Genomic DNA, 23004 nt, shown 5'->3' on the forward strand with positions numbered 1-23004 from the left:
GTTTTCTACATTTGATTTTAGCAAGCGCCCTTCATTTTTCCTTCATTCAGAGTCTTCACACCGCAACTGCATTCTATGGCCTAAAGCTCTACGCCCCTAAATTCTCGTAGCCTTTATGGAAACCATGCAGCCGAGCGACTCTGCTCTGATATCGCGTTACATTGCTGGGCAGGAAGAAGCGTTTGCTCAACTGCTCGATCGTCACAAATCCCGGGTGTTTACTACTATCATGCTTATCGTGCGCGATGAGGATGTAGCTGAAGACCTCTTACAGGATACCTTCATCAAGGCTATCCACACCATGAAAAGCGGGCGGTATAATGAGGAAGGAAAATTCTCTTCCTGGATTTGCCGTATTGCCCATAATTTAGCCATTGACTTCTTCCGTCGGGAAAAACGTAGTCCTTTGTTGAATCTGGACACAACAAGTCATGCCTTTAATTCGTTGTCGTTGGCAGAAGAGGGTGCCGAAGCTATTCTCACGCGGGAGGAAACTCACGCGCGGCTTCGGGAGCTGATTCAGGAGCTGCCCACGGCGCAGAAAGAAGTCCTGATCATGCGTCATTACGGCGACATGAGCTTTCAGGAAATTGCCGACGCGACGGGGGTGAGCATTAACACTGCGTTAGGGCGTATGCGCTACGCGCTCATCAATCTGCGGAAGAAGATGGCCGCACAACCCGTTTTCTATGATCAAAACCTTACCCCACGAGAAACTGCTCCGGTACGTATACAACGAATTGCCGGCTGATCAGCAACAAGAAGTAGAACAGTCGTTGCAGCACGACCCGGAATTGGCTGCTACCTGCGCCGATATTCTGCTGGCCCAGCGCTTGCTCGACGGCGTGCAGCGGACTCCTAGTAAAAAGACTACTGATTCTATTCTGCAGTACTCCCGCACCTTCCTGAAAGCGGGATAAGAGAAAGGGGAAGTATCCTATCATCCTGCGATACCTAGTCCGCGGCTCACTCCAGAGCCAGCAACTAGGCGTCGCAGGATGACGTGTTTTTGCCGTTTCTTTGCGGCTCTCTTTATTCTGCCCGCTGTATGCGCAAACCTGAGCGGTTCCGCCACTTCCTCGATTATTTCACCACCCATTTTCCGGAGCCGGAAACGGAGCTGGTGTACTCCAACCCCTACGAGCTCATTGTGGCCGTGGTGCTTAGTGCCCAGTGCACCGATAAGCGGGTAAATCAGGTAATGCCAGCCCTGCTGGAGCAGTTTCCCACGCCCGAGCATTTAGCGGCTGCCACACCCGAAGAAGTATTTCCCTTTATCCGGAGTGTTTCTTACCCCAACAACAAGGCGAAGCACCTGGCTGGTCTGGGTCGCTTGCTAGTGTCAGAATTTGGCGGTGAAGTACCCAGCACCATCGAGGAGTTGCAACGCCTGCCCGGAGTAGGCCGCAAAACGGCGAACGTGGTAGTTTCGGTCATTTACAACCAGCCCGCTATGGCTGTGGATACGCACGTGTTCCGGGTTTCGCATCGGCTAGGCCTGGTGTCACGCACAGCCACTACGCCACTGGCAGTGGAGAAAGAGTTGGTGAGGTATATCCCTGAAGCCTTAATCCCCAAAGCTCATCACTGGCTTATTTTGCACGGGCGCTATATCTGCGTGGCCCGTAACCCTAAATGCGGCATTTGCCCACTCAAAAGCTGGTGCAAGTACTATGCTGACGTAGTAGTGAAAGCAGCTTCAACTCCTAAAAAAGGCCTTTTAAAGGGCATAGACCCGGCTACCCTATCGCCTGAGAGCACAACATAGTTTATAACTGGTTATAGACAGTATAAAAACCAATAAGCATAGTTTCATACACGACAGACCGCATTTAGCGAGCTGCTGCCTGCTCCAAAACTCGCTGCATTTCAACCGCTAACTGCTGCCGGTCAAACGCCTCGTAGGCCACTCGTTTTCCGGCCTCTCCGGCCAGTTGGCGCTGCTTATTGTCCTGCAAGATATTGGCTACTCGGCTTGCCAAGGCTGGGGCATCGCCGGCCAGGGAGAACCAGCCGCAACGGTGGTGTTCAACTAGCTCTTTCGTCCAGCCCTGGTTCGTGACGATGACGGGAGTGCCCACTGCTAGGCTATCATAGAACTTCGCCGGAGAGTTGCTATCCAGCACAGGTAGGCCTAGAAACGACACGACTGATACCTCTGCTAGCCGAAACCACTTAAATACCTCATGCCTGGGTTGAGGCGGCACTACCCGGATAGCCGAGCAGCGTACTGCCGCCTCGCGCAAACGTGGCTCATCAAACCCATGCCCCATGAACAACCACACTACGTCAGGCATGCGAGGCGCCAGTTGCTCAGCAGCGGCAATGAGCGTCGGGATATCGTTGGCTCGCCCAAACGTGCCGGCGTAAAGCACTACCCGGCGGCCCACTAGGTTGTGCTCCGCCCGTAGCACGTTCGTGGCTTCAGGAGTAGCCTGAGCGGCCAAATCCAGGTCGGTGCCGTTCCAGATAGTCGTGACTTTATGCTCAGGCAGGCCTAGGCCACGCACGTAGCTCGTCATGTCAGGGGAAAGCGTTACCGTGTGCCGCGCCGACTCATATAGCCCCTTCTCTAGTGCAAACAGGCGCTGCTGGGCCAGCTTACTCGGCACTGCTCCCATGGCAATAGGGAACGATGGCCATAAATCTTGCACTTCAAACACCCATGGCACCCGCCGCCACCGCGCTACCTGCGCTGCTGCCCACGCCGCCGTGAGTGGCGTACTAATTCCCCAGATGACATCGGGCTTATCTATTTTGAGTCCTTCTTTGAACGCATACGCCGCGTACTGCCCGAAGGATAATACGCGGCGTGCTACGCCCATGCGGTTCTCATAGGCCACATCCGCAGCCCGCATTTCCACACCTTCTGGCAGCCAGGGATACTGCTGCGTCAGGCGCTGCGGCTCCCAGGTGCGTGTGGTAATAAGCGTGACGCGGTGGCTTTGGGCAATGTGCTTCAGCAGCGAGTAATGCCGACTGGTGGCGGGGCAGTCGGGGTTTGTGTGATACTGGCTGAAGACGGCAATGTGCACGAGCGGTCAGGCTAACGGAATAAAAGAGAACCGCACCGAGGTGCTACTACTCAAGTGGCCTAGCGCTCCGCACGGCGTGGCTTGGGCCGGTACTTCGACTCCGTTAGGATGCGCTGGGAGTTCTTTTCAGCCATCAGCTGCTTGAGTGTTACGTTAGGATGCTCGCTCATGTATTTGCGCACAATCTGCCAGCCCACCCAGGCCCCTACCCTACCGGGGCAGGTTTTATCAATTTCGGGGATGTTGGGCCGCTCGCCCACGTATTTCTGAATGGTAAAAGGAGCGGTGTTGTACAGTAGGTTCTTCTCGATGAAGTGCGCCCAAATCTTACCCTCGTTGAAAGCTACCCCAGCCATTTCCTTATCGGTATAACCTATCAGCAGGGAATCAGGCGTGCAAGGCAGCACCTTTTCCGCGAAGTACAGCGACTTGCCGAACTGCACCATCTCGCCCAGCATAGTTTGGTTGGTGAGCTGCTTTTGGTTGTATTTGCTGCTGATAGCCAGCGCTACCGTGGGTACCACGTAGGGCTTGGTGTAGCGGCGCAGGATATATCCGGGAACGTTAGGACGGTAAGCTGCTTTCGGCCCCACGAAGAAGTCAGTGCTAATCACTAGCAAGCTGTCATTCACAAACAGGTCTTGGCTGAGTCCGCTCACAAACGTCTTAACTGGCGGCACCTTGAAGTCGGGAAAGTAAAAGCGGATGTGCTGAAACATTGGCTTCAGGTCGGCGGCTAACGCGCCTGTATCCTGAAAGGCACTATCAGCTTGGTGGCCTAGCTTCTGTAGCCCAGGGTTGGTTGCCAGACGAGCCAATGTGTTGCTAAGCACTCCGGCTGGATACTGGCTGCTTTGCAAGAATTGCCGGGCAAATAGGCCGTTCTGGGCAATAAAGGCGCTGGCGTTAGCGGGCGTCTTAATTTGAAAAAAGGGCTTTTCTAACCGCTCAATCTGTAGCGGCACATCAATTTTCGCAACGTCTGGGTTTATTTCGCACTTCTCCGTTTTAGAGGTGCAATTAGGCAAAGCCAGCATCGTTAAACTCAGGACGGCCGCCAGCCAGGGGCGTATACGGGCAGGAATGTGCATCGCGCTTCTATCTTTACGGCGAAATTAGCCAAAACGAAACGGCGAAAGGCTGTCTTTCGTGTTTTGCTCATCGTACTTCTGCATTTGATATGAAAAAAGCACTGCTCGCCCTCTTTTGCATCGGCGCTTCGGCCGGGGCTGCATCCGCGCAAGTTGAAATAGGTCTTAAGGTGTCGCCATCTATTACGAGCCTTCGCACTGACTCACCAGCCCAACTTGGCTTTCAGAAAGATGGCAGTAAAATAGGCTTCGGCGGCGGCTTGGTAGTTGACTACTTCTTCGGCCAGAATTACGCCTTCAGCACTGGCCTACAGCTTACTGGCAAGGGTGGCAAATTCCTGTTCCTGGACCCCACTACGGGCCGACGGGTAGAGCAGAAACTAGGTATTCAGTACTTGGAGCTGCCCGTAACTATGAAGTTGTTCACTAACGATATTGCCACTGATACCAAGTTATATTTCCAGCTGGGTGGCACCCTAGGCGGCGCCATTGCAGCTAAGATTGATGGCAACAAGCGTTACACTGATCCTGCTACCGGCAAGGAAACCAAAGCCCTCGACCACGTTATTATTCCCGACGCAGCCGTATTGCTAGGCTTCGGTACTGAGTATCAGGTCGGCCAGAGCACTAAAGTATTTGCTGGCGTGAGCTACCACCGCGGCCTCGTCAACATTGAGAAATATTACGACAAGCAGCGTAACTTCTCGGAAGTGGTCTTCAAGAATAGCGAGGTTGCGCTGGACCTAGGCATCAAGTTCTAGGCCACACCGGTCGTCAAACAAAAAGCCCGCGTTGCTCTCAGCAGCGCGGGCTTTTCTTCTATCAGGAGGAGTTTTCTCGCAGAAAAAATCCGTCAGTCAATTATTTCAATTTCCCGGTCCTGCAACCGGCTCATGGCCGCCGCGGCTGAGTGCAGCTCGATTTCCTCGCCTTGCTCATCCTCAATGCGGTAATCTGTGAGGCCTAGACTAGTGTCTTTCATCACTTTTACCCACTTATAATACTTCAAATACCATTTCATCTGTCTGCTTACCAAACCTTTGGTGTAGTAAGCGTGCAGGAATGGGTGCACATTGAGCGTAATGCCCGACTGATTCTGGGTTATCAGCAGGTCCTCAATGCTATTTTCGATTTCGTCGGTTACCAGGATAGACGCCGAAATCTTACCCGTGCCGCCGCAGGTGGGGCAAACCTCACCGGTCACGATGTTTTCAACAGGCCGAACGCGCTGTCGGGTAATCTGAAGTAGGCCAAATTTGGTGATGGGTAGAATTGTGAAGCGCGCTTTGTCGTGCTTCATGATGTCGCGCACGGCATCTTCTACCTTCTTGCGGCTCTCCGCCGACTTCATATCAATGAAATCGACGACGATGATGCCGCCCATATCGCGCAGCCGGAGCTGGCGGGCTACTTCTCGGGCGGCCGCGAGGTTCACGTGCAGGGCTGTGGCCTCTTGGTCGCCTTCTTGGTTGCTCTTGTTACCGGAGTTCACGTCGATGACGTGGAGGGCTTCGGTATGCTCGATAACGAGGTATCCGCCACCGGGAACCGTTACGGTTTTGCCAAACAAGGTCTTGAGCTGTTTCTCAATACCTTGACTTTCAAACACCTTCACTTTGCCGGTGTGTAGCTTCAGCAGGCCAAGCTTGTCGGGCGCAATCTGCTGCAGGTAACTCCGCATTTCCTCGTACATGGGAGCCGCATCTACCGTGATGGCATCAAACGACTCGTTGAGCATGTCGCGCAACATGGAGCTCGTGCGACCTAGCTCACCCAGCACCTTATCATTCGGCTTGGCCGTACGCAGGGTTTGGAAGAGCTTGTCCCACTTCTCCACCATGTTTTGCATATCCTTGTCGAGCTCAGCCACCTCGCGGCCTTCGGCCACGGTGCGGATGATTACGCCAAAATTGTCGGGCTTAATGGAAGCAATGAGCCGCTTGAGCCGCTCCCGTTCCGATTTGCTGACGATTTTCTTGGATACGCTGATGGTATTGGAAAAAGGCACCAGTACCAGATACCGGCCAGCCATGGATATATCCGTGGAGAGGCGCGGGCCCTTGGTAGAAATAGGCTCCTTAACAATCTGAACCAGCATTTGCTGGCCCTTCTTAAGCGTGTTATCGATTTTACCGACTTTGTCGAGCGTCCCGTCAAACTGGAAAGTCTTCAGGGGCCCAACGGTTATTTTCTGCGATTGAACGCCTTTTACCCACTTTGTTAGGGAAGGATAATTCTCTCCCAGGTCGCCGTAGTGTAAAAAGGCATCCTTTTGATACCCAATGTCAATGAACGCGGCGTTCAGACCGGGCATAACTTTCTTGACCGTGCCCAGGAAAATGTCACCAACTGAGTAAGCGGTGTCGTTGCGGTCGAAATGATATTCGATGAGCCGCTTGTCCTGTAGCAGGGCAATCCGTTCTCCGTCCTGAGTAGAATTAATGATTAATTCGTTACTCAATGGATTAAGCGGTTAGAGTAGTATCTGGCAAGCCTGGCCTAGCGGTTATGCATTCCCCCGAAACCCGCAAAGGGAAGCCAGCGCACAAGGCACCGGCTTCCCTTTCGAGCCACGGGGAAAGCGAACATCTGGCCACTCTCTGGATACTAAGTGAGAGATAGAAGAGTGCCTTTCTAAGCTAGAAAAGCACCTACGAGCAAACCCCGGGAGGATTACTTCTTCTTGTGACGGTTCTTGCGCAGACGCTTCTTCCGCTTGTGAGTGGCAATCTTATGACGCTTTCTCTTTTTACCGCAAGGCATGATGTTGTGGGTTAGATGAGTGAATTGATTTGATTTCTTTTATTGTTGACTGCTCCTGTTCAGGTACTGATGCGGATACACCAGTTGCCTGCTTCGGAACAGCTAACAGTACTATTGCAGCTTCTGAAGTTGCTCATCTACTGAAGCGGCTAGGCCCGGATCAGTGCTGAGACTCTTGGCTTTTTGGAAAGCCTGACGGGCTCCCTCTTTCACGCCAGTTTGGGCTAACGCGACGCCAAGATAAAACTGTCCGTTGACGTTTTCAGGATTTACTTTAGTTAGCTCTTGAAAACGTTCAACCGCTTTGTCGAACTGATTGCTCTGAATAGCCAGCAAACCAAGGTTATACAGCACCTTTTCGTTGCGCGGATCCACGGCCAGCACTTCGCGCAGCAACGTGATACCCTGCACCGGGTTAGAGCTAGCCATCAGAGCCATACCTAGGTTGGTTTTGGCGTCGAGGTTGTCGGGGTTATTCTTCAATACTCTCCCGTACAGTTCCTCACACTTGGCACCCAGCATTTTCTGCCGCTCCTCGGTAGTTGCAAAGCTATACGCTTCGAAGTACTGGTCAGCAGCCCGCTTCCAGGCCTGCTCGCCGGGACGAGTCAGGGCCACCTGCTCCAAATAGTAGCCGGCGCTGTCAAAACGCTCAACGCCTTTGTACTTGTCGGCCAGTTCAGTAGCCAGCCGCAGCTTAGCGCCCAATTCTGCTTCCGCGTTGTACTTGGCAAGCAGCGTATTGATTTCTTGGCGTTTAGCCGGAGCCACCGTCATGTGCGGCTGCTCAGCAGTTGCACCTTCTGGTTTGCCCATGGCATCTACAGAAGCCGTAGAGGGAGCAGCTGCGCCATTATCGCGGTTGGCTGTACGGGCGGCGTCCTGAGCAAGTTCACCTTTTCCTACTTTGGGCTTCACAATCACCTTGGGCAGCAAAAACAAACCGGCCACAAGGGCCACCGCCAAAGCGAGAAGTATTAGTTGATGCTTAGAGGAGTTACGCGCCATTAGCAGGGAAAAACGCAGACCGCCGGGCCTCCGGAAAAGGACGCCCGGCGGCACTGCCGACATCGAATAATAAAAGCGACTTAGGCGTTAGCCAGTGCTTTGATTTTCTTGCTGTTCTTGATCTTGCCGATGAAGGTCTTGGACGGCTTAAAGCTCGGGATGAAGTGCTCGTCGATGATGATCGACGTGTTTTTCGAGATGTTGCGGGCTACTTTCTTCGCGCGTTTTTTGTTAACGAAGCTGCCAAAGCCGCGCACGTAGATGTTGTTGCCATCGGCCATCGAATCCTTCACAACTTTGAAGAAGGCTTCTACGGTAGCCGAAACGTCTGCTTTCTCAATGCCGGTTTTGTCAGCAATTTCGGCGATTACTTCTGCTTTAGTCACGCTGGTAAGTGTACTAGGGAGGTGAAAAAAAATGTGCTTGGCAAATGTTGCCTTCCTCAAAACGTAAGCACTTGCCCGGTAAGGCGTTGCTTATGTTTTGAGGGGCACAAAGGTAACCCCCTTTTTTGGTTTTACAACAGATTTCGCAGCATTCGCTACCGCTTCCTAGGTTGCATCCAACTATTTCTTTCTCAAAGCCTTGAGTTCAATTCTTTCTACCTCCTCCCATCCGTGGTTTGCACAACGTTTATTGGACTGGTACCCGCGCCACCGCCGCGACCTACCCTGGCGGAACACTCGCGACCCATATGCCATCTGGCTTTCGGAAGTTATTCTGCAGCAAACGCGTGTGAAGCAAGGCTTGCCGTATTACCTCGATTTCATCACCTCCTACCCTACCGTACAGGAGCTAGCGGCTGCCCCACAAGATGAGGTGCTGCGGCACTGGCAGGGGTTAGGCTATTATTCCCGGGCCCGGAACATGCATCATACTGCCCAGCAGGTAGCCGGAGAATACAACGGACAATTTCCCGGCTCCTATGTTGAGCTGCTGAAGCTACGTGGCGTAGGCCAGTATACGGCCGCTGCTATTGCCTCCTTTGCCTACGATGAGCAAGTAGCTGTGCTCGATGGCAACGTATTTCGGGTGCTGGCCCGCGTGTTTGGGGTTACGCAGGATATTGCTGCCCCCGCCAGTCGCAAAATCTTCCAGCAGCTCGCCGATAAGCTCATCCCGGCTGACCAGCCCGCGGAGTTCAACCAAGCTATCATGGAGTTTGGCGCTATTCAGTGCACTCCTGCTAAGCCCGACTGCCTGTTTTGCCCACTCCAGACCGAGTGCTACGCTTTCCAGCACGGCCTGGTGCAGGAGCTTCCCGTTAAGAGTAAGGCCAAAGCCGCCCGCACCCGCTACTTCCATTACCTGGTACTGCGCCACAACGACACGTTATATATGAAGAAGCGCGGCCCGAAGGATATCTGGGAAGGCTTGTACGACTTTGCGCTACAAGAAACCGATTCGGCGGAGCTACCTGCAGCTTCAATCGTGGACGCCATAGAAGGCTTGGGCGGCCGCCTTGCTATCAACCTAGCCGAAGAGCCTACTACTGCCATGCGCCATATTCTAAGCCATCAGAAAGTAGAGGCTCGTTTTCACCCAGTTTGGTTGTCGGAGCCCTTGGTGCCGGAGGCAGCCGTGGCAGCCGGCTTAGTGGCCTACAATGCTCTAGATATTGAGCGGTTACCTAAGCCCGTCATCATCACTAATTATATTAGCAATACCCGTTTTTAACATGCCAATTATATTGGAATTCAAGGGTGTTTTTTGTATCTTTATACCTGACAATTATCTCTCTTTCCCCTTCTAACGACTAGTTATTTACACCATGGCAAGCGTCAACAAAGTCATTCTCATAGGCCACTTAGGCAAGGACCCTGAGGTTCGTCATCTAGAAGGTGGCAACTCAGTGGCTAACTTCACCATGGCCACCAACGAGTACTATAAAGACAAGCAAGGCAACCGCGTAGAGCGTACAGAGTGGCACAACATTGCTGCGTGGCGCAACCTGGCCGAGCTGTCGGAAAAGTACCTGCGCAAGGGTCATCAAGTGTATGTGGAGGGCCGCATCCGGACTCGTCAGTACCAGGATAAGGACAACCAAACTCGCTACATCACAGAAATCATTGCGGAGGAAATCACCATGCTGGGCAATGGTCGTGCTGCTGGCGCAGAAGCTCAACCGGCCAACACAGCCGCTGCTCCTGCCGAAGAGCCTACCACTTTTCGTCAGGAACCAGAACTCAATCAATTGCCGTTTTAATGGCCTAGCGCCTTGCATTTCTTTAGCCCCGGCTTGGTGCCGGGGCTTTTTGCGTGATAAGAGCAATACCTACCGCGCTAGGCCTGTTGGATTAGCCTCCTTTCAAAAACACCGACAACTGACCTAGCCGCGTTGTACTGCTTCGCGCTACAAGTGTGCTACCTTTGAGTATTCATCTGATTTGCTTGGCATGGCCGATTTTCGAATTCTGCGCGGATGGGGCGCTGTGCTTACGCTGCTAGGCCTAGCGGCGAGTTGTACCTCTGCTCCTGACTTTACGCCCAAGCCGAAAGGCTATAACCGTATTGATTTGCCCCCGCACGCCTACCAGCAGTTGGCGCCCGGCCATCCGTACACGTTCCAGTACTCGCGCTACGCCAAAATCCTGCGTGATTCCTCTTATCTGGCACAGCCGCACTGGATCAATGTGTACTACCCGCAATTGCACGCCAACGTGCAGATTACGTACGCCGACCTTCAGCGCAACAAGCAGCTTAGCAATAAGCTGCTGGAGGACGCCCGCAAGCTTACCAGCAAGCATCAGATTAAGGCTACGGCTATTGATGAGAGCGTGCTAAAAACCCCCAACGGCATGCGAGTAGCCGTGTTTGAGCTGCAGGGCGATGTACCCAGCCAGTTTCAGTTTTACACCACCGATAGCACCAAGAACTTCTTCCGAGGCGCCCTTTACTTCCGGACGGCTACCGCTAACGACTCCCTGGCACCGGTCATTGACTACGTGAAGAAAGATATTGTGCAGCTGCTCAATACGCTAAAATATCAGTAAAGGAGCCTGTGAAGTGTGCTTCAGGTGGCCTAGATTCAAGTCTTTTCAACCGTTAGCTGCCAAGTGGCCTACAGCTTGCTGCTGATTCATGAGTAATTTCTTTCAAACCAAACTTGAGTATCTGCGCGGAGTAGGATTGCAGCGGGCTCAGCTCTTGCAGAAAGAGCTAGGCCTCTTCACCTACGGCGACCTTATTCAGCGGTATCCATTCCGCTACCTCGACCGCACTCAGTTTTATAATATCTGCGACCTGCACGACGACCTTCCCTTCGTGCAGGTAAAGGGCATTCTGCGCAACCGTGAGGTGGTGGGCGAAGGCCCCAAGAAGCGCATGGTAGCCAAAATTGCCGATGCCAGCGGTGAATTGGACCTAGTATGGTTCAAGGGCGTGAATTATCTGGAGAAGATCATCAAGAATCACCAGGAGTACATTGTGTTCGGCAAGCCCACAATGTTCAACAGCCGCCCGCAGATGGCCCATCCGGAGCTGGAAGAGGTGACGGAGGCCAAAGCCGGCCAGAGTTTCCTGCAGCCCGTTTACAATACCACCGAGAAGCTCAAGAACTATCACCGCGTCGATAGCAAGGCAATTGGCCGGATGGTTTCGGATCTGCTCAAGATTGCCCTGCCTCAAGTACACGAAAACCTCTCCCAGGAACTGATTCGGCAGTACGGACTAATGGATAAGGCCACTGCCTACCAGCAGATCCATTTCCCGCAGAGCACCGATCTGCTACAAGCGGCGCGGTTCCGGCTGAAGTTTGAGGAGCTCTTTTACGTGCAGCTTAAGCTCCTGCGCCAGAAAACCCAGCGCAAGGTGGAGCTGGCGGGCCAAATCTTCAAGGAGGTACCCTCTCTGGTTCACTTCTACAAGAACGTGATGCCTTTTGACCTCACTGGAGCCCAAAAGCGCGTAATACACGACATCTATAAAGATTTCTGCTCCGGCAAGCAGATGAACCGGCTGCTCCAGGGCGACGTGGGCTCGGGCAAAACAATTGTGGCCTTCATCAGCATGCTCATGGCCGCCGACAACGGCGCACAAAGTTGCCTGATGGCCCCCACCGAGATTCTGGCTGACCAGCATTACGTAGGCCTCAAGGAATACGCAGATTTGCTGGGCCTACGCATCGGCAAGCTTACGGGCAGCACCCGCACCGCCGAGCGCCGCGTGCTGCACGAGCAGCTACGTTCTGGCGAGATGCACATGCTGGTGGGCACCCATGCCCTGCTGGAAGACGTGGTGCAGTTTCGCAACCTAGGCCTCACCATTATGGATGAGCAGCACCGCTTTGGTGTGGCCCAGCGCTCTAAACTCTGGCAAAAGAACCCACACGTGATTCCGCACGTGCTCGTGATGACGGCCACGCCCATACCGCGCACCCTGGCCATGACGCTCTACGGTGACCTAGACGTATCGGTGATTGATGAGCTACCGGCAGGCCGTAAGCCCATCGTTACGGTGCACCGTTTTGATGCTAATAGGCTCAAAGTATTCCAATTCCTGCGTGACCAGATTAACGTGGGCCGGCAGGTCTATATCGTGTATCCGCTGATTGAGGAAAGCGAGGCCATGGCTGATTACAAAGACCTCATGGATGGCTACGAGAGCATTGCCCGTGCCTTCCCCGAGTTTCAGATCAGCATTGTGCACGGGCGCATGAGTGCCGCTGAGAAAGACGCTGAGATGCAGCGCTTTGTGAAGAAGGAAACCCAGATTATGGTAGCTACTACCGTTATTGAGGTAGGCGTGAACGTGCCCAACGCCTCCGTAATGGTAATTGAAAGTACCGAGCGGTTTGGCCTCTCTCAGCTGCATCAGCTACGCGGCCGCGTGGGCCGGGGCGCCGAGCAGAGCTACTGCATTTTAATGTCGGGCTACAAGTTGAGCAAAGACTCTCGCACCCGCATCGAGACAATGGTGCGCACCAATAACGGGTTTGAAATTGCCGACATCGACTTGAAGCTGCGTGGGCCCGGTGACCTAATGGGAACTCAACAAAGCGGGGTGCTAGACCTGCTCATCGCCGACTTAGCCAAGGATGGGCGCATCCTCACTGAGTCGAGGGCGGCAGCGCAGGCGTTACTGAATGAAGACCCTGGCCTAGAGCGTCCAGATAATCAGCCTATCCGGCGGCACATTGAAAGTTTGCCCGCCACAGCCGTTAACTGGAGCCGCATCAGCTAACCCTAGGTTAATAGCTCACCCTCCTATTGCCATTTAGGGTAGTCACAACAACGGCTTGCTGAGGGGTCTCCTCAGCAAGCCGTTGTTGTTATAAAAGTTTCAGGCACAAAAAAGGCGACCCTAATAAGTCGCCTGCCGAAAAACTACTTTAATGTAAGAGTGGTAGCACTCGACGTGTGCCACAAATTTCTATCCGTTTCGGGGCTTGTGCTTTTTGGTACTGATTGACCAATGAAGTAAGAAGCACTCCGAACGGGAGCTTGAATAGCCGAGCGAGCTGACTTAGCAGCAGTGTCGATTAGCACATTCGACTCCTTGGAAAGCTTACCGATGACGACGAGAGAAACTAGTAAGAAAAGGCGTAGTAAAGATTTCATAGCGTTCGTGCGGATAGTAAGTGGGCTACACGCAAGCAATTTTGAGGCCAGTTGGGCCGATGAGAAAGAAATACGCTGATGTAAACGGAACTTTTTGTTCCTCTTCACCTGCTTTACGGCTAGTATATGGAGGGGCCTACTGTCCAGTTCAACATGAAATATCCAATAAGAAGGATATATAATTAAACCAAAATATTCCCTCTATTATTCTAACACATTGACATTTTCTACTGCAAAGAAACGGTATTTATATCAGTAAATGACCTTCTTTAGCGTTAAGAAAGAGTGAAGAATTAACCCGGAGGACCGACTGCCCTGCAAGATCGACGGCATATACGGAGTCCCGCAGAAGTTGGATACCTTTGGAGAGTACATTTTTCATATTTTTTTCCTGTTCCTCCTAATTGACTATATCTGTGCGTTTTTCTTCTGCTGTAACCACTAGTATTCTACTGCTAGGCCTGCTTGGCGGCCCGCCTGTAGTACTAGCTCAGAAAGTCAAGTCGGCTCCGTTTAGCTATGTGCCGGAACAATCCGAAGATCGATACAACCAGCGGGTACTACGCAAAACGTTTCCTTTATCTGCTGGGGGCTTTGTTATCCTGGCGCATAAATCAGCCACTGAGTATGCAGTGGAACGCTACGATGCTGATTTGAAACGCACCTGGAGTACCGCCTTACCTATCACTGCGGAACAGGCAATAGATGGCTTTGCCATCTCCGGGAGCCAAGCCACTGTCATTGTCCACCAGAAGAGCGGACCTTCACAAACCCTTTCGGCGCTAACCTTTGAGTTAACCTCCGGCCAAAAGGGCCCGCTCAAGAAATTATTGGAAACTAGTGCCCGTGACCGGCGGCCGGGAGTGGCTTTTTCTCCGGATGGTACTAAACTGGTAGCTTGGCGTTACCTCACCCGCGATGTTCAGATTCGGGCCATCAATGCTTCAGTGTATGATGAGAAGTTGGTTAAGCTGAAAGAACGTACCTACGACTTTCACGACCAAGGCGGCTTCTTCTCTACCACTGTTCACATTGGCAACGATGGCACACAATACGTTACGCTAGTAGCCGACGATATGAAGAAGCTCTCGGTGCGGCGCTATCTAAACGCGTCGCCCGATATCAAAGTGATGTCGGTTGCCGTGGGCGGCACGTTTGGGGGCAAAGTCGTAAACGTATTCGATTCGCGCTTTTCATTACAGAGCGACAACACCTTGTATGCTGCGGCTATCTGCAATGAGCGAGAAACGGGCGTTTACCACAGCCTTAAAATGGTAAAGTTTGATTTCAACGGCGACGGTGACATGAAATTCGCGCCGGAATTCAAGTTTACTCCTGAGTATTTGGCTGCCGCTAACAAAGCCACCACCGCCAGTGCCAAACGCCTCGAAGACATCTATCTGACCGATTTATTGCTTACCGACGAGAAACAGTTGGTAGTATTAGCTGAGAAAAAATATGAGGAAGGCGGCGAAGTATCGCCGGGCCATACCCGTGAGCTGCACCTCTTTGGGTACAACGAGTACCAAGCGCCCACTTGGCACAGCATTATTGCTAAGGATCAGGTAGCGCCGGCGGCCGAGGGCTTTAGCAGCATTAGCTACCGCGCTGCCGTTTTTGGGCAGGATGTGCAGTTCGTCACGTGGGAGAAAATCAAGAATAAGTCCGACCTCTACTTACGGCGCGTCAATGCTCAAACGGGCGTTGTGCAGGAACCTAAGGCGCTAGGCCTAAACGTAGCCGCCGACCAGAACCCATCTTACGTAAAGGATTTTACCACTTGGCTTGACCCTAAAACGATTATTGGCGTAAGTCGCCCAAATAAGAAATCCGCCGCGCTGATGCTCAATAAGATTGTAGTAAAGTAGCTGCTAGGCCAGTATAGGCGATAGAAAAGCCCCTGCTTCTCACTGAAGCAGGGGCTTTTCTATCGCCTATACTGGCGCTTATGGGAAAATACCCAGCGACTGATAGCTCACGCCAATCTTCTCGATAGCCGCATAGAAAGCTGCTGTGCGTAGGTCCGTAATACCTTCTACCTCATCCATCACCTTCCGGATAGACTGGTAAGCGGTAATCATGGTATCCTCTAGGCCAGAACGTACGAGGTCAATTTCGTCGGCGCCGTGCACAATCTGTTGGCGCTCCTCGGGGGTAATGGCTTTACCGGTAGTACGCTCAATGGTAGCTACCAAGCGGCGCATAGCTCCTTCCTCGGCCCGCTTACCCATCCGGCCAAAGCGCACATTAGAAAGATTCTTGAGCCACTCAAAGTACGAAACCGTTACACCGCCAGCATTGAGGTACAGGTCGGGTAAGATGACAATGCCGCGCTGCAGCAGAATCTTTTCGGCTGCCTGGGTAGTGGGTCCGTTAGCTCCCTCAGCAATTATTTTAGCCTTGATGTTGGCCGCATTACCTTCATGAATCTGGTTTTCTAGAGCTGCCGGAATGAGTACGTCGCACTCATACTCCAGCAGATCTAGTGATTCGGCTACATCTTTAGCGCCTGGGAAACCCAGAATAGAACCCGTTTCCTGACGATGTTTGAACACTGCTTCTACATCTAGGCCAGTCTCGCTGTAGATGCCGCCTTCGCGCTCCGCAATACCGGTTATCAGCGCTCCATCTTGCTGACAGAAGTGTGCAGCGTAGTAGCCCACGTTGCCCAGCCCTTGCACAATCATGCGTTTTCCAGCAACCCCACTACTGAGGCCTACCTTCTTGAGAATCGGCTCATCTAGTAGTAGCTCCCGCAGACCGTAGAACACGCCTAGGCCAGTTGCCTCGGTCCGCCCGCGGATGCCCCCCTGGCCTACGGGCTTACCTGTTACGCAGCCTAGGGCGCTGGTATCGCCATACTTAAAGGTCATATAGGTATCGGCAATCCAAGCCATTTCCCGGCCGCCGGTACCATAATCGGGCGCTGGCACGTCCATGCCCGGCCCGATGAGGTTTTTCTTAATCAACTCTGTAGCATAGCGGCGCGTTACGCGCTCCAGCACGTTTACGGGCGTAGTGCGGGGGTTGATTTTCACTCCACCCTTAGCTCCTCCAAACGGTACATCTACTAAGGCACACTTAAAGGTCATGAGCGTAGCCAGCGCCATTACTTCCTCCTCATCTACATACACGCTGTAGCGGATGCCGCCTTTGCTGGGCAGCTTGTGGTGGCTGTGCTGCACCCGAATGCCTTCGAACACCTGCACATGACCATCTATCTCTACCGGGAAGTTAACCTTGTAAATGCTGTTGCACGCCCGAATTTGGGCAATGATGCCGGGGTCTAGCTTCGAGAAACTCGCTGCATGGTCGTAAAACCGCAGCACACTTTCATAAAAGTCTTTACCCTGTACCTGTTCGTTAGCCATGTAGGTATGGAAATGAAGGTGGGAGTATCTTCCTGCAAACGCATAGCCCAACAATCCGTTGCGCCAAAAAACAACAAAGCCGCCCCTGCAGGAGGAGCGGCTTTGGTTAAAGGAGCACGCGGAGCTAAATCGTGCAATCCAAGAAATCCAGCTAAATCCGTGATTTAGTAGGCGTACTCGTTAGCAGCAATCAGCACGTCGGCAATGCGACGACGGGCTTCTTTAGCGTTGTAGAGGTCGGCCTTGGTGAAGCGCTTCAGACCCATAGCCAAGAGGCGCTGCTCGTCACCTTCCGTCATAGAGGCAATGGCGTCTTTGCCGAACTTGTTTACCTGGTCTACCGTGTCGGCGAGGTATACGCGGGCAATGTCGATCTGCGTAGCCAGGGCTTCTTCGCCTTTGGTGCTAGCCTCCTTCTCCACGCGTAGTAGCGTGCTTTCGGCGGTGTAGACTTTGATAGCCATGTCGGCAATGTTCATCAGTACTTCCTGCTCTTTAGCGAGCGAGTTCATGTACTTCTGCACAGCCGTGCCAGCTACCATCAAAATAGCCTTCTTTAGCTTCTGAATGGTTTTCTTCTCAGCAGCAAACAGCCCGGTTTCTTCTTCCAGGTTGAAATCCGGAATAGCCATTAGCTCCTGCTGCACGGCCTGGGCGGGGCCCATCAAATCCAGCTCGCCTTTCATGGCCTTCTTCAGGATCATGTCAACGGCCAGCATGCGGTTGATTTCGTTCGTGCCCTCGAAGATGCGGTTAATGCGCGAGTCGCGGTAGGCACGGTCCATGGGGTAGTCGGCCGAGAAGCCGTAGCCACCATACACCTGCACGCCTTCATCTACCACATAGTCGAGTACTTCCGAGCCTTCTACTTTCAGAATAGCGCACTCCACGGCAAACTCGCGAGCGGCACCCAGCAGGGCCTCATTATGGCTCTGGCCTTTGGCCAGCAGCTCCTGCTCCATACGGGCAATGTCCATACCGGCGCGGTAGATAGCCGACTCTACAGCGTAAATCCGCACGGCCTGCTGGGCCAGCTTGTGCTTGATAGCGCCAAACTTAGCGATGGGCAGCTTGAACTGCACCCGCTCGTTAGCATATTTAATGCTCAACGTCGAGGCCATTTTGGTAGCACCCAAGCAAGCAGCAGCCAGCTTAATGCGGCCGATGTTCAGGATGTTGAAGGCAATGAGGTGGCCTTTGCCAATTTCACCCAGTACGGCAGACTTCGGCACCTTGACATCCGACAAGAACACCTGACGGGTGGACGAGCCCTTAATGCCCATCTTGTGCTCCTCGTTGCCGAGGCTCAGGCCGGGCGTGTTGCGCTCCACAATAAAGCCGGTGAACTTGTCGCCGTCAACCTGCGCAAACACGATGAATACGTCGGCGAAACCACCATTCGTAATCCACATTTTCTGACCGTTCAGCACGTAGAACTCGCCGTCTTCGGTCGGAATAGCTTTGGTTTTAGCGCCAAGAGCATCCGAGCCAGAGCCGGGCTCCGTGAGGCAGTAGGCACCCATCAGCTCACCGCTGGTCAGGCCGGGCAGGTACTTAGCCTTCTGCTCTTCGTTGCCGAAGTACAGAATGGGCAGCATAGCAATACCCGTGTGAGCCGCGAAAGCAACCGGGAACGAGTGGCCACCACCCACGCCTTCGGTTACGCGCAGGGAGGTAGTGAAGTCCATGTCTAGTCCGCCGTACTGCTCCGGGATGCTCACCCCGAACAGGCCTAGCTGACCAGCTTTCTCCATTAGGCCGCGCATCAGGCCTTCTTCGTGGTTATCGAGGCGCTCCAGCAGGGGCTGCACTTCTTTCTCCACGAAGTCCAGGGCCGTCTGGTGCATCATGTTCTGCTCCTCCGAAAAATCGGCGGGGGTAAATACGTCCTGAGCGTCGGTTTCTTTGATGATGAACTCGCCGCCTTTCACAAGCTTGTTGGTTACTTCCATGACCGGGTGAGATGTAGGGGTTGGAAAAATCGATGTCGAAAAGAGAAAGAAGTGCTCGGCATACCTACTATTAAGCTGCCATAAGCCCCTTCTATGTGGGATACCGAAAGATAACAAATTATGTTATGCTTGCCGAGTACTTTCCGAAAAAGAAACCCCGCAGGTCGGGGTTTCTAATCTTTAGAAGCAGAACAGCTTACATAAGTATCTGGTTCTGAAAATGGAGCGTATCCGGCAGTCGGTGTCGTGGGTCAAGTGAGTTTTCCGGTAGAAAAACGCTGCCACGTTTTCCGAGAGACGCACGCCACCGACAGCCGGATACGCTGCCTGCTTACTTCAGCAATTCGTAGATGCCAGCTACGCCCTGGCCGCCGCCTACGCAGGCGGTAACCATGCCATACTTCTGGCCCCGCTCGCGCAGCTCATGGAAAAGCTGAATGCTGAGCTTGGCGCCGGAGCAGCCCAGTGGGTGGCCTAGCGCAATAGCGCCGCCGTTCACGTTCAGCTTGCTCTCGTCAATATCAAGCTCGCGGGTGATAGCAATCGACTGGGAAGCGAAGGCCTCGTTCAGTTCAATCAGGTCGATGTCCTGAAGCTTCATGCCAGCTTGCTTCAGCGCCTTCGGAATAGCCTTGATAGGGCCCATACCCATGATGCGTGGGTCAATGCCCTCAGTTGCGTAGGTAATCATGCGGGCAATAGGCTCCAGATTTAGCTCTTTCACCATACGCTCCGACATGACCAGCACGAAAGCCGCGCCATCGGAAGTCTGAGAAGAGTTACCAGCCGTTACGGAGCCGTTGGCGGCAAACACTGGCTTCAGCTTGGCCAGCGCTTCCAGCGACGTATCGGCGCGTGGGCCTTCGTCGGTGTCGACTACATAGGAGCGGGTTTTCTTCTTACCAGTGGCTTGGTCGAGGTAGGTTTCCTCTACCGTAATGGGCACAATTTGCGACTTGAACTTACCTTCCTGAATAGCCTTAATGGCTTTCTGGTGCGAGTTGTAAGCAAACTGGTCCTGATCCTCACGCGACACTTTGTAGTCCTGCGCTACGGCTTCGGCGGTCAGGCCCATGCCGAGGTAGTAGTCGGGGTGCTGCTGGGCCAGTTTGTAGTTCGGCACTGTTTTCCAGCCCACGGTGGGCACCATGCTCATGCTCTCGGTGCCACCGGCCACGATGCAGTCGGCCATGCCGGCCGTGATTTTGCTGGCGGCCATGGCAATGGTTTCCACGCCGGAACCACAGTAGCGGTTCACGATGAGGCCCGATACGTTCATGGGCAGGGCCAGCAGCGAAATCAGGCGACCCATTTGCAGGCCTTGCTCGGCTTCCGGCACTGCATTGCCCACCATTACATCGTCGATGCGAGTAGGATCAAGGGCAGGCACGGAGGCTACTAGGTGCTTGATGACATCGGCGGCGAGGTCATCGGGGCGGGTGAAGCGGAAACCGCCGCGGGTGGCTTTGCCAACGGCCGTGCGGTAACCAGCTACGATATATGCATTCATTGTTGTGAGTCTTGAAGAAAGTAGTGGGATTAGAGCTAGTATAGACCTAGTTCACCATCTCAGTTGAAGAGGCTGAGGGTAGTAGATTACCTATAGAACAACGCTATCTATAGCTTTCGTTCTAGGCCAGTCAACCACCCCTAGCCCCTCCTCATTTTGAGGAGGGAACTAGTTGTTAGCTCTAGTTTCTCAAGGGTTTGCCGGTAGTCAAAATTGACTGAATCCGCTCAAGCGTTTTCCGTTCGCCGGTAAGGCTGAGGAAGGCTTCGCGCTCCAGATCCAGCAGGTACTGCTCCGATACTTCAGTTGGGCTGCTTAGGTCGCCGCCGCACATGATGTAGGCCAGTTTGTTGGCAATCTTCACGTCGTGGTCGGAGATGTAGCGGCCTTCCTTCATGGCGTGCACACCGGTCATGAACATGGCAAGGGCCCCTTTACCGTGCACCTTAATGTTGGTTTTCTGGGTAGGCTGGGTGTAGCCATCCTCAGCCAACTCAATAGCGGCAGCTTTAGCTTGGGCAATTACGCGGTTGCTGTTCACCACTACCTCGTCGCCACGGCGCAGGAAGCCCAGGTCAAAGGCTTCGGCAGCGGAAGTGGAAACTTTAGCGGTGCTGATGGTCATGAAGCTATTGCGGAGCAGGTTAAATTCTGGCTCGCCTTCTTCATACTTGGCTGCGGTGCGCAAAGTCATTTCCTTAGTGCCGCCGCCGCCGGGAATCAGTCCTACGCCAAATTCCACGAGACCCATGTAGGTTTCGGCACCCGCTACCACCCGGTCGCAGTGCAGGTTCAGCTCACAGCCGCCGCCCAGGGCGAGGCCATGCGGAGCACCTACTACCGGAATGCTGCTGTAGCGCATGCGCATCATAGCCTGCTGGAACTGAGCAATCATCAGGTTTAGCTCGTCGTACTCCTGATCCAGCGCAAACATATACACTAGGCCTAGGTTGGCACCGGCGGAGAAGTTCGGTCCGTCGTTGCCTACTACTAGGCCCCGGAAATCTTTCTCAGCCAGTTCCACGCCTTTCATCAGGCCCTGAATTACATCGGAGCCCAGCGCGTTCATCTTGCTGTGGAACTCCACGTTCAGGATGCCGTCGCCAAGGTCGAGTACCGAAGCACCAGCGTTTTTCCACAACACTTTGCCGGTGGCGCGTAGGTTGTCGAGGATGATGAAGTTCTCAACGCCCGGAATGGCTTTGTAGGCCTTGCTCTCAATGTCGTAGAACTGCTTTACGCCTTGCTCGCTCACCTTGTAGAAGGTAGCGTTGCCGGCGGCCAGCATTTCTTCCACCCAGGGAGCAACGGTCTTACCTTCGGCTTGCGCCAGTTCTAGCCCTTTCTGCAGGCCTAGGGCATCCCAGGTTTCAAACGGCCCCATTTCCCAGCCGAAGCCAGCGCGCAGGGCGTCGTCAATTTTGTAGAGCGAGTCGGTGATTTCCGGAATCCGGTTGCTCACGTAGGCAAACAGGCCCGCAAACGTCTTGCGGTAGAAGTCAGCGGCTTTGTCTTTGCCCGCTACCAGCACCTTGAAGCGGTCAGCTAGCTTCTCAATGGGCTTGGTGGTTTCCAGCGTGGCAAACTTCACTTTGGCGCTGGGCTTATATTCCAGCGAAGCGAGGTCAAGCGCCTGGATTTCCGACTTGCCGCCTTCGCCACGTACCTTCTTATAGAAACCCTGGCCGGTTTTGTCGCCTAGCCACTTGTTCTCGGCCATCTTCTTGATGAAGTCTGGCAACTGGAATACGGCTTTGGCTTCGTCGTTGGGCAGGTTCTGGGCTAGGCCGTTAGCCACATTGATCATCGTATCCAGGCCTACCACGTCCGAAGTGCGGAACGTGGCCGACTTGGCGTGACCGATAACTGGGCCGGTGAGTTTGTCCACTTCCTCTACCGAGAGGCCTAGCTGGCTCATCACCTGCACCACATCCATAATGGCAAATACGCCCACACGGTTGGCAATGAAAGCCGGGGTGTCTTTGGCCAGTACGGTGGTTTTGCCCAGGTACAGGTCGCCGTAGTGCATCAGGAAATCAACTACCGCCTGGTCCGTGTCGGGGGTCGGGATGATTTCAAGGAGCTTCAGGTAGCGCGGCGGGTTGAAGAAGTGCGTGCCGCAGAAGTATTTCTTGAAGTCGTCGGAGCGGCCCTCCGTCATCATATGAATCGGGATGCCGCTGGTATTCGAAGTAATCAGCGTGCCGGGCTTGCGGTATTGCTCCACGCGCTCAAACAGGCTCTTTTTAATATCGAGGCGCTCCACTACTACCTCAATCGTCCAGTCGCAGGTGGCAATGTCCTTGAGGTTGTCGTCGAAGTTGCCGGTTTTTATGCGGCTGGCGTCCTGCTTACGGTAGAGCGGCGAGGGATTGGCCGCCACGGCTGCCTGCAAGGAGCTATTTACAATGCGGTTCTTCACCGCCGGGTTGTCCAGCTTCAGACCTTTGGCTTCTTCGGCGGGCAGCAGCTCCTTGGGCGCGATGTCGAGCAGCAGCACCTGCACACCGATGTTGGCGAAGTGGCACGCAATGCGCGAGCCCATCACACCGGAGCCCAGTACGGCTACTTTTTTGATGGTACGATTCATTCTTGGGGAGGAATGAGTGGGTGAGAAATGAAAGAATCAGAAAGTGAACCTGCAGGTCAAACTACTCGTCATGCCGAGTTTATAGCCACACGGCGGTTCCGTGCCAGATGAGTTGCAGACCAGCAA

General features: G+C 53.6%; 18 protein-coding genes. 9 read left to right on the forward strand and 9 right to left on the reverse strand.

All coding sequences use genetic code 11. The features are described 5' to 3' along the window. Positions 1-115: 115 nt before the first annotated feature. The 3 genes from EU557_RS19355 (at position 116) to nth (ending at position 1768) form a co-directional block, all read left to right on the forward strand. Entirely contained in the window at positions 116-751 is a 636-nt protein-coding gene (locus EU557_RS19355; RefSeq protein WP_135532136.1) for an RNA polymerase sigma factor, read from the forward strand. After that, a complete protein-coding gene (locus EU557_RS19360) occupies positions 690-920 on the forward strand; it encodes an anti-sigma factor (protein ID WP_135532137.1) in 231 nt (76 codons plus the stop codon). Before EU557_RS19355 ends, EU557_RS19360 begins: the two co-directional genes overlap by 62 nt. A 128-nt stretch (positions 921-1048) precedes the next feature. Next, positions 1049-1768, forward strand: coding sequence for an endonuclease III (nth, locus tag EU557_RS19365; protein WP_135532138.1), 720 nt, complete (start codon positions 1049-1051; stop codon positions 1766-1768). A 64-nt stretch (positions 1769-1832) separates the two neighbouring features. Here the strand turns inward: nth and EU557_RS19370 are convergent, their stop codons facing one another. Both EU557_RS19370 and gldB read right to left on the reverse strand, forming a co-directional pair. Next, complete coding sequence (locus EU557_RS19370) at positions 1833-3035, reverse strand: glycosyltransferase family 4 protein (RefSeq protein ID WP_135532139.1); 1203 nt, start codon at positions 3033-3035, stop codon at positions 1833-1835. Between the two features lie 59 nt (positions 3036-3094). Continuing rightward, positions 3095-4072 carry a gliding motility lipoprotein GldB gene (gene gldB, locus EU557_RS19375; RefSeq protein WP_281062610.1) on the reverse strand — a complete coding sequence of 326 codons (978 nt, stop codon included), beginning with the start codon at positions 4070-4072 and terminating at the stop codon, positions 3095-3097. A 143-nt stretch (positions 4073-4215) separates the two neighbouring features. Here gldB and EU557_RS19380 point away from each other — a divergent pair, with 143 nt between their 5' ends. Continuing rightward, positions 4216-4887 (forward strand): porin family protein, encoded by a 672-nt coding sequence (locus tag EU557_RS19380; RefSeq protein ID WP_135532141.1) that lies wholly within the window; start codon positions 4216-4218, stop codon positions 4885-4887. A 92-nt stretch (positions 4888-4979) separates the two neighbouring features. Here the strand turns inward: EU557_RS19380 and EU557_RS19385 are convergent, their stop codons facing one another. From EU557_RS19385 to EU557_RS19395, 3 genes are all read right to left on the reverse strand, one after another. Next, entirely contained in the window at positions 4980-6587 is a 1608-nt protein-coding gene (locus tag EU557_RS19385; RefSeq protein WP_135532142.1) for an Rne/Rng family ribonuclease, read from the reverse strand. A gap of 413 nt (positions 6588-7000) precedes the next feature. Beyond that, the gene (locus tag EU557_RS19390; RefSeq protein WP_245326342.1) at positions 7001-7849 is read right to left on the reverse strand and encodes a tetratricopeptide repeat protein; all 849 of its coding nucleotides are present in this window, start codon (positions 7847-7849) and stop codon (positions 7001-7003) included. A 128-nt stretch (positions 7850-7977) separates the two neighbouring features. Then, positions 7978-8283, reverse strand: a complete 306-nt coding sequence (locus EU557_RS19395) for an HU family DNA-binding protein (protein WP_088845445.1) — start codon at positions 8281-8283, stop codon at positions 7978-7980. 199 nt (positions 8284-8482) lie between these two features. Here EU557_RS19395 and mutY point away from each other — a divergent pair, with 199 nt between their 5' ends. The 5 genes from mutY to EU557_RS19420 all read left to right on the forward strand — a co-directional run bounded on the left by mutY (position 8483) and on the right by EU557_RS19420 (position 15323). After that, on the forward strand, positions 8483-9574 hold the full coding sequence (gene mutY / locus EU557_RS19400) for an A/G-specific adenine glycosylase (protein WP_135532144.1): 1092 nt from the start codon (positions 8483-8485) through the stop codon (positions 9572-9574). Positions 9575-9668: 94 nt separating this feature from the next. Further along, positions 9669-10103: a single-stranded DNA-binding protein gene (locus tag EU557_RS19405; protein WP_135532145.1), complete on the forward strand. Its 435-nt coding sequence runs from the start codon at positions 9669-9671 to the stop codon at positions 10101-10103. Between the two features lie 190 nt (positions 10104-10293). Beyond that, complete coding sequence (gldD, locus tag EU557_RS19410) at positions 10294-10890, forward strand: gliding motility lipoprotein GldD (RefSeq protein ID WP_135532146.1); 597 nt, start codon at positions 10294-10296, stop codon at positions 10888-10890. An 88-nt stretch (positions 10891-10978) separates the two neighbouring features. Continuing rightward, the gene (gene recG / locus EU557_RS19415) at positions 10979-13078 is read left to right on the forward strand and encodes an ATP-dependent DNA helicase RecG (protein ID WP_135532147.1); all 2100 of its coding nucleotides are present in this window, start codon (positions 10979-10981) and stop codon (positions 13076-13078) included. Positions 13079-13871: 793 nt separating this feature from the next. Continuing rightward, positions 13872-15323: a hypothetical protein gene (locus EU557_RS19420; protein WP_135532148.1), complete on the forward strand. Its 1452-nt coding sequence runs from the start codon at positions 13872-13874 to the stop codon at positions 15321-15323. Between the two features lie 78 nt (positions 15324-15401). Here the strand turns inward: EU557_RS19420 and EU557_RS19425 are convergent, their stop codons facing one another. From EU557_RS19425 to EU557_RS19440, 4 genes are all read right to left on the reverse strand, one after another. Then, positions 15402-16826, reverse strand: coding sequence for a Glu/Leu/Phe/Val family dehydrogenase (locus EU557_RS19425; protein ID WP_135532149.1), 1425 nt, complete (start codon positions 16824-16826; stop codon positions 15402-15404). Positions 16827-16990: 164 nt separating this feature from the next. Beyond that, positions 16991-18778, reverse strand: a complete 1788-nt coding sequence (locus EU557_RS19430; RefSeq protein ID WP_135532150.1) for an acyl-CoA dehydrogenase family protein — start codon at positions 18776-18778, stop codon at positions 16991-16993. Positions 18779-19109: 331 nt separating this feature from the next. After that, positions 19110-20288 (reverse strand): acetyl-CoA C-acyltransferase, encoded by a 1179-nt coding sequence (locus EU557_RS19435; RefSeq protein ID WP_135532151.1) that lies wholly within the window; start codon positions 20286-20288, stop codon positions 19110-19112. Between the two features lie 181 nt (positions 20289-20469). After that, positions 20470-22878 (reverse strand): 3-hydroxyacyl-CoA dehydrogenase/enoyl-CoA hydratase family protein, encoded by a 2409-nt coding sequence (locus tag EU557_RS19440; RefSeq protein ID WP_135532152.1) that lies wholly within the window; start codon positions 22876-22878, stop codon positions 20470-20472. Positions 22879-23004 lie beyond the last annotated feature (126 nt).

Source organism: Hymenobacter wooponensis (assembly GCF_004745865.1).
GTDB classification, from domain to species: domain Bacteria; phylum Bacteroidota; class Bacteroidia; order Cytophagales; family Hymenobacteraceae; genus Hymenobacter; species Hymenobacter wooponensis.